Source organism: Pontibacillus yanchengensis (assembly GCF_009856295.1).
Lineage (GTDB): Bacteria > Bacillota > Bacilli > Bacillales > BH030062 > Pontibacillus > Pontibacillus yanchengensis_A.
In genome coordinates, this window is sequence record NZ_WMEU01000006.1 from 234266 (window position 1) to 246993 (window position 12728).

At 35.8% G+C, this 12728-nt stretch carries 15 protein-coding genes and 1 other RNA gene; 14 read left to right on the forward strand and 2 right to left on the reverse strand.

Annotated elements, in window-relative coordinates; all coding sequences use genetic code 11:
* The first annotated feature begins 75 nt into the window (after positions 1–75).
* Positions 76–393 carry a hypothetical protein gene (locus GLW08_RS17580; protein ID WP_160849954.1) on the forward strand — a complete coding sequence of 106 codons (318 nt, stop codon included), beginning with the start codon at positions 76–78 and terminating at the stop codon, positions 391–393.
* A 53-nt stretch (positions 394–446) separates the two neighbouring features.
* Positions 447–806, forward strand: a complete 360-nt coding sequence (locus tag GLW08_RS17585) for a DUF1798 family protein (RefSeq protein ID WP_202406221.1) — start codon at positions 447–449, stop codon at positions 804–806.
* 58 nt (positions 807–864) lie between these two features.
* On the opposite strand, the gene GLW08_RS17590 is transcribed toward GLW08_RS17585, so the two are convergent.
* A complete protein-coding gene (locus GLW08_RS17590) occupies positions 865–1005 on the reverse strand; it encodes a hypothetical protein (protein WP_160849955.1) in 141 nt (46 codons plus the stop codon).
* A 152-nt stretch (positions 1006–1157) separates the two neighbouring features.
* Between GLW08_RS17590 and sigY the strand changes: the two genes are divergently transcribed.
* Genes sigY through GLW08_RS17615 form a run of 5 tightly spaced genes read left to right on the forward strand, consistent with a single transcriptional unit; the run spans position 1158 to position 2725 of the window.
* Positions 1158–1685, forward strand: coding sequence for an RNA polymerase sigma factor SigY (sigY, locus tag GLW08_RS17595; protein ID WP_160849956.1), 528 nt, complete (start codon positions 1158–1160; stop codon positions 1683–1685).
* Entirely contained in the window at positions 1678–2013 is a 336-nt protein-coding gene (locus GLW08_RS17600; RefSeq protein ID WP_160849957.1) for a YxlC family protein, read from the forward strand. The genes sigY and GLW08_RS17600 overlap by 8 nt, the downstream gene beginning before the upstream one ends.
* The gene (locus GLW08_RS17605) at positions 2000–2221 is read left to right on the forward strand and encodes a sigma-Y antisigma factor component (protein ID WP_160849958.1); all 222 of its coding nucleotides are present in this window, start codon (positions 2000–2002) and stop codon (positions 2219–2221) included. The genes GLW08_RS17600 and GLW08_RS17605 overlap by 14 nt, the downstream gene beginning before the upstream one ends.
* Positions 2222–2223: 2 nt before the next feature.
* The gene (locus GLW08_RS17610) at positions 2224–2421 is read left to right on the forward strand and encodes a hypothetical protein (RefSeq protein WP_160849959.1); all 198 of its coding nucleotides are present in this window, start codon (positions 2224–2226) and stop codon (positions 2419–2421) included.
* Positions 2402–2725, forward strand: a complete 324-nt coding sequence (locus tag GLW08_RS17615) for a YbjQ family protein (RefSeq protein ID WP_160849960.1) — start codon at positions 2402–2404, stop codon at positions 2723–2725. Before GLW08_RS17610 ends, GLW08_RS17615 begins: the two co-directional genes overlap by 20 nt.
* 752 nt (positions 2726–3477) lie before the next feature.
* On the opposite strand, the gene GLW08_RS17620 is transcribed toward GLW08_RS17615, so the two are convergent.
* The gene (locus GLW08_RS17620; protein WP_160849961.1) at positions 3478–6561 is read right to left on the reverse strand and encodes an efflux RND transporter permease subunit; all 3084 of its coding nucleotides are present in this window, start codon (positions 6559–6561) and stop codon (positions 3478–3480) included.
* Positions 6562–6759: 198 nt separating this feature from the next.
* Here GLW08_RS17620 and GLW08_RS17625 point away from each other — a divergent pair, with 198 nt between their 5' ends.
* From GLW08_RS17625 to GLW08_RS17655, 7 genes are all read left to right on the forward strand, one after another.
* Positions 6760–7158, forward strand: coding sequence for a cytidine deaminase (locus GLW08_RS17625; RefSeq protein ID WP_160849962.1), 399 nt, complete (start codon positions 6760–6762; stop codon positions 7156–7158).
* Between the two features lie 204 nt (positions 7159–7362).
* Positions 7363–7785: a CotD family spore coat protein gene (locus GLW08_RS22180; RefSeq protein WP_272917101.1), complete on the forward strand. Its 423-nt coding sequence runs from the start codon at positions 7363–7365 to the stop codon at positions 7783–7785.
* Between the two features lie 58 nt (positions 7786–7843).
* Positions 7844–8407 (forward strand): SLOG family protein, encoded by a 564-nt coding sequence (locus tag GLW08_RS17635; protein WP_160849963.1) that lies wholly within the window; start codon positions 7844–7846, stop codon positions 8405–8407.
* 63 nt (positions 8408–8470) lie between these two features.
* On the forward strand, positions 8471–8773 hold the full coding sequence (gene gpsB, locus GLW08_RS17640; RefSeq protein WP_160849964.1) for a cell division regulator GpsB: 303 nt from the start codon (positions 8471–8473) through the stop codon (positions 8771–8773).
* 176 nt (positions 8774–8949) lie between these two features.
* An RNA gene (rnpB, locus tag GLW08_RS17645) (RNase P RNA component class B) lies at positions 8950–9332 on the forward strand.
* A 214-nt stretch (positions 9333–9546) separates the two neighbouring features.
* Positions 9547–10683, forward strand: coding sequence for a THUMP domain-containing class I SAM-dependent RNA methyltransferase (locus GLW08_RS17650; RefSeq protein ID WP_160849965.1), 1137 nt, complete (start codon positions 9547–9549; stop codon positions 10681–10683).
* Positions 10684–10929: 246 nt separating this feature from the next.
* Positions 10930–12432, forward strand: a complete 1503-nt coding sequence (locus tag GLW08_RS17655; RefSeq protein WP_160849966.1) for a carboxypeptidase M32 — start codon at positions 10930–10932, stop codon at positions 12430–12432.
* Positions 12433–12728: the final 296 nt, after the last annotated feature.

Consider the following 12728-nt stretch of genomic DNA (forward strand, 5'->3'; position numbering starts at 1 on the left):
TTGTCGTACGGGAAGGGGAAGAGGGTTGAAGAGAGAATATTAGGAGTACACAAATGCGAAAGAGGAGGAGTTAGGATGGGCGTTGCTGCAAAAAAAATCGGTACTTATCAGAATGGTATTACAAGAGTAGAGTTTGAAAAGTCGTGGGTGGATTTAATTGATCGAGTCCAAATCATTGATGATAAGGTTTCTAAAAAGGCCGATGAAGTTGTTTTAACAATGGTCCTAGCACATCGTCGTGAAATTGAACAGCTACAATTAGAATTCCTTCAGTTACAAAAAGAAATCAAAACGCTTCAAAAGCAGCAAAAAGCACTGGTCGAGGAGAAGCAAAAACACATCAATGAAAAGCAACCAACAAAGAATAAATGGTGGAATTGGTTTCAAAAATAGATGAAGAAATTCTTCCTTTCATGTTACAGTAGGAGGGAAGGAGTGAGGCAGTATTGAGTTCTAAGCTAGAGAATCAAATTTGGACCATTAAGCAAGAGTTAAATCAATTAAAAGACCGATTTCTTGCTTCAGATAAACCCGCAGACAAAAAAGATCGAGCTCTCTTTGAACAGGTGAAGGAAGAAACATCACCGTTATTTACATTAATCCAAGAATGGTATGATGAAGCAGAGCAATATGTCAAAATGAACCCAGGTAGTAAAGTGTTCCCGATACAGTTAGAAAACACAAAAGATAACTTTGAGTTGCTTGTTCTTCATAGTTATTATATTGATGTTCCAAAGAAACGTTTTATGGAACTATATAATTCGGTTCACTATGTATTAGATCAGTTATTAGATAATTTTAAATAAAATGAAAAGCAGACCAACTAGGGTTTTTGGTCTGCTTTCCTTATGTTTTAAATAGAGACTATTCTTTAATGGCTCCGCCCTTGCTGTTATGCATGTTTTTTGGTTTTTCTTCTCCAACTTCTGCAAACTGTTTAGCTTCCAATGGTTTTTCGTGTTCATGATTTTGTTTTTTCTCTTTATATCCTTTACCTCGTCCCATATGATCCCTCCTTTCTTATTTTATTGTTTCTGTTTCGCCTTAAAACATGCCTCTCATTCAAACGGTGTGTTCATAAGAAAAATTTTTATAGGTTCGTGAACGATGTAGGTGAGATATGCGTCTAATGTGTAGAAGTGAAATGAGGAATGCCTATGGAACAAGATCTTCTAGCTCGTGCAAAAAAAGGGGACGAGGAAGCATTAGCTAGTATATTAAAAGAACATTATACATTCGTATATAAATTTGTAATAAAGATATCAGGCTCAGATCAAATAGCGTTGGATATAACACAGGATACAATGGTAAAAGCTATCCAAAAAATTCATCAATACAAAGGTAAATCAGCGTTTTCTTCTTGGTTGATTCAAATTGCTACGAATACATATCTAGATACGAAAAGAAAACAAAAAACTGCTCAAACGTATTTGGAAAAAGAAAAGGGAAAAGGAAAATTAGATTACAACACTTATAACTCTTTTCAAGTAACAGAATGGTACGCAGCAAAAGAAGCCATATGGAAACTCTCCGATGCTTATAGGATTCCGATATTGCTTAAGCATTACTATGGTTATGATTATACTGAAATAGCTAAAATGACTTCTGTGAAAGTTGGAACTGTAAAATCAAGAGTTCATTATGGCTTGGCCATTTTAAGAGAGGAGCTTCAAGAACATGAGTGACGATAAATCATTTAAAGAGGAAAAGATTATTCAAGTTGTTAAGGTCACGTCAGAGAATATAGATGATGAAGTCAATGTAAATGAGCCCTCCTTAGACTTCTTCAAAAATCTCGTTCATCAAGAACGACAAGCCTGGTACCGAAGGCTATGGATTGAACTTCTTATTTTTTGGTGTATTGCTTTATCAATCATAAGTTTAATGACGATTAGTATCTTATATATTCCAATTATTTTTGTAGGAATACAATTAATTGTCGCTATTGGTTTAAGTGGTTATTTTATAAAAGAGTATGCTAGAATGGCGGTCGTACAAAATGACTTACATTAGTGCAGATGAACTACCTATCTGGGGTTGGGTTCTTGTAGGTATTATTTTACTAACCCAGAGCTCATTTCTGTTTATACAAGCAAAGAAAAAAGGAAAGAATCAATGGTTATGGGGCTTAATTGGAATTATTCAAGTTCCAGTACCACTCATAATATTTTTATTACTAAACCATTATGTGTGGAGTAAACCTGATCATAAAGGTGATTAAAGATGGTAAGAAGAATATTAATCGCACTTATATCTTTATTACAATTAACAGGATTAGTAACTATATTTTTTCATATTTGGTGGGGGCTTACTTTTATTGTGAGTTCTTATGCATGTTTAACAATTGTGATGATTTTATTAATCAAAGAAAGAATAAAAGAAAAAAAGGAGGATGAAGAGAATGATTATCGTGACTACTGATTTTATTCCTGGATATGACATTCAAGAGATAAAGGGTTTTGTGAGAGGCAGCACTGTTCAATCTAAAAATGTTGGTAGGGATATCTTAGCTAGCTTAAAAAATATAGTAGGTGGGGAAATTGTCGATTATACAAAGATGATGGATGAAGCTCGTCAAAAAGCAATAGGTCGTATGAAAGATCACGCTGAGGAAAAAGGAGCAGATGCAATCATCGCTGTACGATTAGAAACATCAAGTGTAACGAATGCAGCTTCAGAAATTATCGCGTATGGTACTGCTGTTACTTTGACAGAACAACAATAAATATAATGTGGTTTTTTAAACCATAAAGAAGCTAGGATATTTATATCCTAGCTTCTTTGAATAAATATGATACTTCATATAAGAGGGTGAATCTGGAATATTCAGTTTCGAGATAATTTGGTGAAGGAGTGGATCCCATACTTAATGAAGGTTAGGGGTGGGTTGGAACCAACTAGTTTTCCTGCGGGCGAGCTGGTGAGCCTTCTCGGTAGCTTTGCTATCTCTGGGTTCTCACCTACTTCATTCTCCCTCGGGAGTCTCGCAGTTTCCTCCCCAAACCTGCTGAGGGATACGTTATCGGCCCCTTAAACAGAGTGCGATTTGCTTAGTTTCGTTGAAGTAATGATATCTAGAATTAGTTGGTTACCTGATCGCAATTAACTCAAAACCTCATCCCACGCTAACCTGATTATGTTTCCGTTCATCTCAACGAAAGCAAAGGTGGCCGTGGAACAAGGGGACTTCTGCTGGAGAAAGAGGTAGGTAGGAACCTACAGAGCCTCGGTTTTAGGCTCGAGGAGACTTGCCAGCTCGCCGGCAGGACGCGAGTTGTTCCACGGCCATCTTAATTCCATATAAAGCAATGGAAACATCCCTCTTGTTTTTAGATCCGAGATTTATCTCGAACTCAAGTCTTCAAGATAATGGGGGTTTTATGGAAGGTTGTAATAGTAACTGATTTCGATAACCTCATACACTAAATAAAATCGCATGGGATTGCTATATTCCCATGCGATTTTCATTTCTAATGTTTAGTTGTTTAATGCCTTTTCTTTCTTTGGTTTACCATGATTAAGCCTATGAAGCATTAAATAAAAGGCAGGTAAGAGTAATAAGGTAAGGATCGTTGAGAACAACAAACCAGCAACAATAGACACAGCTAAAGGTCTAAATAATACATCACCACTAAAGGCTATCGGTAATAGCGCTGCAATAGATGTTAATGAAGTAAGCAGAATAGGGCGTATGCGTGCTCTGCCAGCTTCAATCACAGATGTAATTATAGATGATGATTGTTTATGATTTTGTTCAATAAACTCAATGAGTATTACTGAATTTCGTACAACAATACCTGATAGGGAAACAATTCCTAGTACTGCCAAAAAGCTTAAAGGCTGATTGCTAACAAATAAACCAATGATTGCTCCAGTAATAGCTAAAAATACAGTGCTTGTAATTAGTAACGGCATTAATAGTGAATTAAATTGAATAGCAATCACAAGGTAAATCAAGAATAAAACAATTACAAAAAGCTTAGAAACTTCGATGAAGAATTCTTGTTCTGCACTAGATCCACCAGTTTGACTAAAGGAATAGTCTGTAGGTAAATTCTTCTCAAAGTCACTTATTAAGGTATTTGCTTCTTTTTGAAAATCTGAGCTACCTTCTTTTCCATAGCCTTTTAACGTGATAGTTCTTTCTCCATCTAAATGTGGTATTGCTCCAATTTGAGTAGATTCACTTTTCGTTATAAATTCATTAAGTGTAAATACTTCAGGAGGTTGATTCCCATTGGCAGGAGAAGCTACCTGTAATGCTTCTAAAGCTACTCCAGATTCATTCTCGTCATCGACTAGTATTTTCATATCATATTTATTAACGCCATTATCGAAGGTTGGAAGTGGAATACCTGTATTGGCAGCCTGCAATTGTGATGTTACTTGATCGACAGAGACGTTGTTTTCTGCCATTTTTTCGCGGTTCAATGAATATTCGATATAGGGCTGCTCTGAACTCATGTTTAGTGTCACAATTTCGGTCGAATCTATGTTTTTCATTTTTTCTTTTAGATCGTTTGCAATATCTAATAGATTAGCCAATTCAGGTCCTTGTATTTTTACTGCAATTGGTGCACTTGGAGGAGGTCCAGATGTAATTGTTTCCAGGAAAATTTCACCATCTGGAAACTCTTCCCGTAATGGGCCTTCCCATTCAGAAATGAAAGCAGATGCACTTGTCTTTTCTTTATTAATTCTCACAAGTACTTGCCCTGTATTTTCACCACTTTGTGTCAAACCAGAACTAAATAGGTTCGGCATACCTGATCCAGCAAAAACAGCTGTTTCCGAAATATTGTCGCTATTATTCTGTAAAAAGAATTCCATCTCTTCTAAAGTGTTTTTTGTATTTTCTAACGTATTTCCTTCAGGTAAGGTCATTGAGATGGTAACTTCCTTACGATCAGCAGAAGGGAAGAATTCAAATGGAATCTTAATGACAAGGCTAGCTAATAAAGCACAAATAACAAGTCCTGAAATACCAAATAAAAATGGTTTTTTCGTTACCTTAGGTAGAACCGTTTCAGCATAAATACCTTCTATAGAATTAAATACAGATCCTAAGAGTCCAACTTTTTTAGGAGGTATTGCTTGGTTCTTACGCTTTCGGCGAACATATTGTACAGTAGGTATTAACGTTAATGACATAATAGTAGAAGCAATGATTGTCGTAATAAGCGTAGTTGGAAGCGCTCGAATAAAATCACCATTACTTCCAGATAAGAAGGTTAAAGGAAAGAAGCTGAAAATAATCATTAATGTAGAGGTTATAATCGATACTCGAACTTCCTTAATCCCTTGAATGGTTCCCTTCCATGCACTATCACCTAATTGAAAACGCCTCTGTATATTATCATTTACAACAATGGCATCATCTACCAATATACCGATTGCTATAATAACCCCTATAATCGAAATTTGATTTAAATCGACTCCGACGTAAGGTAACGGAATCAATCCAATGATAACAGAAATTGGAATAGAAACAGCTACTAATATAGCTGAAGAAAACGGTAAGCCTATAAGCATAATAATAAGTACGGCTAAAAGGGAAATACCGAAGGATGTAAGTAAATTTGTAAATACTTCCTCGATAATTGTACTTTGCGTATAGAATTGTTTCACTTCTACTTCAGAGGGGAGGCCTGTAGATAAAGAGCCAACTTTTTCATTTATTTGGTCTTGTAGAGCTGAAATATTAACTCCCTCTTTAGCTAATATTGTAAAGGATAATGAAGGCTCTCCTTCATATGTTATTAAATCTTCTGTTTCTTTGTAAGTGAGATTAATAGATCCTATGTCTTTTAGGTAAATAGGGTCACCTTCAGAAGAAGTACCTACAGATAGTTCCTCTAATTCCTCCCAGTGCTCTATCTTATTTAAAAGCAATTGATATTGTTTGTCTTCCTCTTCTACAGTACCTATTGCACCAGGTTCCAACTCTTGCTTTAACTTATTTACTATCTGAAAGGGGGAAATTTGTTGATCTCTCAATGATTCATTATCAAGCTTCACTAAAAGTTGTTCTTCCGGTAGTCCTTTAATCTGTATCGATTCAACGCCGTTAATATTTGAAATAGAGGTTTGCCATTCATTTAGAGTGTCCTTTAATTGATAAAGATTACTGTAATTGTTACTTACAAAATGATAGGACGATACAGCAGACATACGAAAGTCCGTTTGAATGCTTGGTTCTTGTACCATCTCCGGAAATCCCCTTGAGATGTCTGAGACCGATTGTCTTAGCTTTGAGAAAACAGTCTGTCGCTCAGCATCACCGGATAGTGTGATGGTAACAGAAGAGAAACCAGTAGTTGAAACAGATTCTACTGTTTCAACTCCAGACAAGTTCTGTATCTCTTCCTCATATGGATTTGTAATGGTACTTTCCACTTCTTGTGGAGTAGCACCAGGATAGACAGTTGAAATAGTTGCGACGTTCACGTTGATTTCTGGAATTTCTCTTTTTGGTAATTGTAAATATGTAAATATACCAGTGAAAATAAGTAAAGCTATAAAAACCCAAACAATCTTACGATATTTTAATATCCAACTCATTTACTTGTACCTCCTTAAGGAAAAATTATAAAATAATTAATTTAAGTTTACTATATTTATGTAGAGATATGCGAATGGTATGTAGTGTATAATGTTCTTTGACAACTAATTTCTTTAATTTATGTAAACGCTTTACAGGTAACGTTATTTTTTTTATAATTAAAATTCATTTATATGTGAAAGGGTGGGCATTCATCAATGAATAAACAAGCCTTGATAGAAAAAGCCAAAACTATAAGAGAAAAAGCCTATGTACCATATTCCCACTTCCCAGTAGGAGCAGCTGTGATAATGAAATCCGGTAAAGTATACGATGGCTGTAATATAGAAAACGCTGCATATCCCGTTACATGTTGTGCTGAGAGAGTAGCGATTTTTAAAGCGATATCTGATGGTGAAACTGAATTTGATAGTCTTGCGGTAGTTGCAGATACCAAAAGACCCGTTCCACCATGTGGATCATGTCGACAGGTTATAAGTGAATTCTTTTCACCTGATGCTGAAGTGTACACAACGAATTTACAAGGTGAAATAAAACAAGTTACAGTACAAGAATTATTGCCATATTCTTTTTCACAGGATGACTTAACAGATTAGATAGGTAGAAAAAAGAGCTGCGTTCACTAAATGAACACAGCTCTTTTATATCTTGAATCATTCTGATGTAACCACGTAAAATAGGCTGGTATAACTTCATGTATTAAGCCATTTCACCATAAAATAGGTATCTGACTTAGTACATGTCTCCTTATATTTACATAGGTTATTAGTGAACCTAATATAAGAAAGGAGACAGCATTAATGCATAAAAAGATGTGTCAACCTGGAATGGTAAGTCCAACACAAACCAATGTTCATCCTACAAAACATTGCGTTAAGCATAATTTCTATCAACAAGAGGTCAACAATGTATTCCCTACACACACCACAAATGTTAATCACATGAATACAGTCAATAAAAACTTCTACCCACAAACACAATCAGATGTGAATCAGTACTCTCAACAAGATGTAAATATGGGACCAACTTCTCCGATGGGAATGGGACCTGGAATGCAGGGACCAGGTAGTCAAGTAGCAGGTGCTTCTACAGGACCTCAAGGTATGGGTCCAGGGATGCAAGGTCCAGGAATGCAAGGTCCAGGGATGCAAGGTCCAGGGATGCAAGGTCCAGGAATGCCAATGGGAATGAAGAAACCCGGCTGTGGTTGTTGGAGAGATTAGTGTTTATTTATAAGAGCTGGCGAGACCAGCTCTTATTCTACATAGAAAGGAAGTAAAGATGAAGGTTCTTACGATAACAGGGTATAAACCAATGGAAATGGGCATATTTAAAGTAGATGATTCTAATATAAAATATGTAAAAGAAACGATTAAGAGACGGCTAATACCATTTATTGAAGATGGGCTGGAGTGGATTTTATTATCTGGCCAAATGGGGGTAGAAATTTGGTCAGGGGAAGTTATACTAGAGTTAAAAGAAGAGTACGATATTAAAGTAGGATTATTTCCCCCATTCCTTAATCAAGAACAAAGATGGCCTGAAGCTCAACAAGAACAGTACCACCTTCTATTGGACGCTGTGGATTATAGTCAACCATTGTATCAAAAGGAATACGAGGGGCCATATCAATTTAAAGCGAAAGATCAATGGTTACTTGATAAGAGTGATGCTTGCTTAATCCTATATGACGAAGAAACAGGTGGAAGTCCAGGGTATTTTTTGGATAAGGCAAAAGCATATCAAGAAAAATATGATTATGAGATTTATATGATTACACCGTTTGATATTGATGAAACGGTGCAAGAAATGATTATGGAGGACCCGGCATATTGGTCAAATTAAATTGACATACATTCCTTCTTCTGCAAAAATTATGATAAGCGTATAAAGTCTGAGGTGAGATAAATGGGTTTAGACCGTATTCAGTTAACTGGAAAAGAGATATTAGATAAAGACTTTAAAACTGCAATTCGTGGATACAATCAAGAAGAAGTCGATCAATATTTAGATACGATTATTCAAGACTATGAAGCTTTTCATCAAGAGATTGAACGTCTGAAACAAGAAAATGAACGTTTAAAGAAACAATCAGATCAAACTACTCGTACACGACAGCCCTCTGCTACAGGACAAGTAAATTATGATATTCTACAACGTGTTTCGAACCTAGAAAAGGCAGTGTTTGGCAGGAAGTACGCGGACGAGTAAATAATCACGATTCAATTATAAGATTCACAGCCTCCAAAAAGAAAGATTCATTCATGGTAGTTGGAACCTTTTCCATAAATTACAAGGTGAATGAGGTATTTAGTTGTGCTATAATAAGTAAATGTAGTTATTGACTCAATAACAAATTCAGTCTAAAATAAATGAGCAATTGATAAATACTTGGGTAATCGCTGTATGACATGCTCATGCAGAGGAAAGTCCATGCTCACACAAGCTGAGATGCTTGTAGTGTTCGTGCTTGACGAAATCATAAGTCAAGGTAGTGTAACAGCTAACGGCAGAGAAATGATCTACGTCCAAATGGATAGGACCAGATTATCTTGAAAGTGCCACAGTGACGAAGTTTCGTTGGAAACAACGAAAGTGGAACGAGGTAAACCCCACGAGTGAGCAACCCAAAATTAGGTAGGGGCACTTTTCTGAGGGAACGAAACCAACAGGAAAAGACAGGTTTTTAACCTGTAGATAGATGATTACCACCGGAGTACGAGGTTGACCGCCGTTTGCAGTACAAAGGTACAGAACATGGCTTACAAAGTATTTATCAGGTCACCTAAGTAGATTGTGTTACCCTTTCTAAGAGCTCTTGCTTAGAAAGGGTTTTTTATGGGTTACACTAAGGTTAAATCTATTAATGGAAGATAGCATAAGTGTAACAAGTTAGGGCTTGCAACTTGGCAAGATTTCTTTGAAAATGGTTACGCTATACATAGAAAATAGTAGAGATTTATAACATTAAGGAGTGGAGAAGATTGCCTAAAAAAGTTACGTTAATTGCAACGAGTGCTATGGGGCTTGAATCCGTTGTTGCTCAAGAGGTTAAGCAATTAGGATATGAGGACGTGACTGTAGAAAATGGAAGGGTACGATATACAGCTGAAATATCAGCAATCCCAAGAAGTAATCTATGGTTACGCACAGCAGATCGCGTAAAATTATTAGTTGGAGAATTTGAAGCTACAACGTTTGATGAATTATTTGAACAAACGAAAGCTCTACCTTGGGAAGAATATGTGCCAGAGGATGGAGCCATTCCTGTTATAGGTAAATCAGTGAAATCCACCCTGTATTCTGTACCTGATTGTCAATCGATAGTAAAAAAAGCTATTGTGGAGCGTATGAAGAAGAAATATGGGTTAGCTACTCACTTAGAGGAATCAGGCCCGATGCATCGGGCTGAAATTGCTATTCATAAAGATCATGCAATGCTGACATTAGATACGAGTGGATCTGGACTTCATAAACGTGGTTATCGTACAGGCCAAGGTGAAGCTCCTATAAAAGAAACATTAGCTGCAGCCTTAGTCCAGCTTACAAATTGGAAACCAGATCACCCGTTCGTAGATCCATTTTGTGGTTCAGGTACAATCCCTATTGAAGCGGCATTAATTGGACAAAATATTGCTCCTGGATTTAATCGCGAATTTGCGGCAGAAGAGTGGGACCTAATACCTTATAATTTATGGGAAGATGCATATAACGAAGCGGAAGAAGCCGCAAATTACGACCAGCCACTTTCTATAACAGGATATGATGTAGATCAACGTATGATAGAAATAGCTAGAGAAAATGCTTTAGAGGCAGGTTTGGGAGAATTAATCAATTGGAAACAATTGCAAATTAAAGATTTCAAACCTACTCAACCAAACGGATATATCGTAGGTAACCCACCATATGGTGAACGTTTAGGAGAGAAGGAACAAGTTGAACAAATGTATAAAGACCTCGGTCAAATTATGCAAGATTATCCTTCTTGGAGCGTGTACATCATTACTTCCAATGAAGATTTTGAAAAACTATATGGCAAGGAAGCAAGCAAACGTCGTAAGCTTTATAATGGATTTATTAAAATTGATTACTATCAGTATTTTGGAAAGCATGAAAAATAAGAAAAGCCAGCTATTATTAACTAATAATAGTTGGCTTTTTTCTATAAAAGTTATTATCTATGTAGTAATAAGATAAGTGATTATTAATATTGAATGCATTAATAATTGAAGTTTTTTGTATGTACAAGAAAAGGGTTAAAACTAAGAGGTTATTGTTTTATTATTCTTTGGATTATTTGTATAATAGTAAAGAAGCAAAAATTGGAATTTTTAAAAAATAATCATCAAGTTATTAGGAGGAAGATTATGGGGGAACAATGGAATCAATTAGAACAACAATTTATGGACTATACAAAAGAAATGAGTCAATATGAGGAAGCCATTGGTCTTATGTTTTGGGATCTACGCACAGGTGCGCCTAAAAAAGGTGTGGAAGGTCGTTCAGATGTAATAGCAACATTATCACAAAAGGTTCATGAAATGACTACATCTGTTGAAATGAAGGGGTACATAGATGAATTAAAAGGTAATACAAATGACCCCATCATCCAAAAAAGTATAGAAGAATGTGAAAAAAATTATAATCAATACTCAAAAATCCCTTCAGAAGAATACAAAGAATATGTATCACTTCAATCTAAATCAGAAGCAGTTTGGGAAGAAGCAAAAGAAAAAAATGACTTTGAGATGTACCGTCCTTATTTAGAGAAAATGGTTGAATACAATAAACGCTTTGCCGAATACTGGGGATATGAAGATCATATTTATAACGCTTTATTAAACAACTTTGAACCAGGAGTTACGGTAGATGTTTTAGACCAAGTGTTTCCGAAAGTACGAAAAGAACTTACAAATTTGTTGCAAAAAATCCAGACATCTGATGTGAAACCTAATCCATCTGTATTAACTGGAGAATTCCCTAAGCAACTTCAGCAAGATTTCAGCTTGGAAATTCTCAATCGAATGGGATATGATTTTGAAGCAGGACGTTTGAACGAAACGGTACATCCATTTGCGATTGGTTTAAACACAGGAGATGTGCGTGTAACAACAAAGTATGATGAAGCTGATTTTCGTACAGCTGTATTTGGAACTATTCACGAAGGTGGTCATGCTTTATATGAGCAGAATATTGATCAAAAACTAGCTTATACTCCTTTAGCTGGTGGTACTTCAATGGGTATCCACGAGTCTCAATCATTGTTCTGGGAAAACTTTGTAGCAAGGACAGAACCATTTTGGAAGAATCATTTTGATTTATTCTTAGCAAATGCTCCAGAAACATTTCGATATGTAGATTTTTATGACTTTTTCAATGCAGTAAATGAAGTGAAACCATCATTAATACGTATTGAAGCGGATGAACTCACTTATTGCCTTCATATCATGGTTCGTTATGAACTGGAGAAAGCCTTAATTAATAGTGAGATTGAAGTCCAGGATTTACCTAAACTTTGGAATGATAAGATGGAAGAATATTTAGGCGTTCGCCCTACTTCTGATCGTGAGGGTGTGATGCAAGACGTTCATTGGTCTGGAGGTGCATTTGGATATTTCCCTTCCTATGCACTAGGATATATGTATGCAGCACAATTCCATAGTGCTATGAAACAAGAATTAGATGTTGAGAAAATTATTGGTAAAGGTGACTTTGATCAAATTCGTAGTTGGCTAACTGAAAATATACATCAATATGGAAAAATGAAGAAGCCTCTAGAAATTTTGGAAGATGTGACCTCTGAAAAATTAAACCCTGAACATTTAATTAACCATTTAACAGAGAAATATCAAAAGGTTTATAATTTTTAATACGATAAGAACATTATTGGCTTGTCAAAAAATAGGAGGAGTTTTCTTTGATTCCAACTAAATATAAGGAGTACTATCATACTCCTTCTTCGGACCAAGAATTTAAAGGTTTTTTGTACTTTCCGAAAGTTTAAATCTTATAAAGGTGTAAGCGGGTGTAAGCGTAAGGTGTATTTGGCAAGTAAAAAATGTAGGGAATGGCATTCAAAAATGTATGCCACTTGCCGCCTCTAAATTATCGGTGAGTTAATGATTCTTTGTACCTGAAACTATCGCCTGTAAACAATAATAAATGG

What these genes read in the sequence shown, in the direction of transcription:
- GLW08_RS17580 (WP_160849954.1), top strand. Translation starts at nt 76, where the DNA reads ATGGGCGTTGCTGCAAAAAAAATCGGTACTTATCAGAATGGTATTACA.
- GLW08_RS17590 (WP_160849955.1), bottom strand. Translation starts at nt 1,005, where the DNA reads ATGGGACGAGGTAAAGGATATAAAGAGAAAAAACAAAATCATGAACAC.
- sigY (WP_160849956.1), top strand. Translation starts at nt 1,158, where the DNA reads ATGGAACAAGATCTTCTAGCTCGTGCAAAAAAAGGGGACGAGGAAGCA.
- GLW08_RS17600 (WP_160849957.1), top strand. Translation starts at nt 1,678, where the DNA reads ATGAGTGACGATAAATCATTTAAAGAGGAAAAGATTATTCAAGTTGTT.
- GLW08_RS17605 (WP_160849958.1), top strand. Translation starts at nt 2,000, where the DNA reads ATGACTTACATTAGTGCAGATGAACTACCTATCTGGGGTTGGGTTCTT.
- GLW08_RS17610 (WP_160849959.1), top strand. Translation starts at nt 2,224, where the DNA reads ATGGTAAGAAGAATATTAATCGCACTTATATCTTTATTACAATTAACA.
- GLW08_RS17615 (WP_160849960.1), top strand. Translation starts at nt 2,402, where the DNA reads ATGATTATCGTGACTACTGATTTTATTCCTGGATATGACATTCAAGAG.
- GLW08_RS17620 (WP_160849961.1), bottom strand. Translation starts at nt 6,561, where the DNA reads ATGAGTTGGATATTAAAATATCGTAAGATTGTTTGGGTTTTTATAGCT.
- GLW08_RS17625 (WP_160849962.1), top strand. Translation starts at nt 6,760, where the DNA reads ATGAATAAACAAGCCTTGATAGAAAAAGCCAAAACTATAAGAGAAAAA.
- GLW08_RS22180 (WP_272917101.1), top strand. Translation starts at nt 7,363, where the DNA reads ATGCATAAAAAGATGTGTCAACCTGGAATGGTAAGTCCAACACAAACC.
- GLW08_RS17635 (WP_160849963.1), top strand. Translation starts at nt 7,844, where the DNA reads ATGAAGGTTCTTACGATAACAGGGTATAAACCAATGGAAATGGGCATA.
- gpsB (WP_160849964.1), top strand. Translation starts at nt 8,471, where the DNA reads ATGGGTTTAGACCGTATTCAGTTAACTGGAAAAGAGATATTAGATAAA.
- GLW08_RS17655 (WP_160849966.1), top strand. Translation starts at nt 10,930, where the DNA reads ATGGGGGAACAATGGAATCAATTAGAACAACAATTTATGGACTATACA.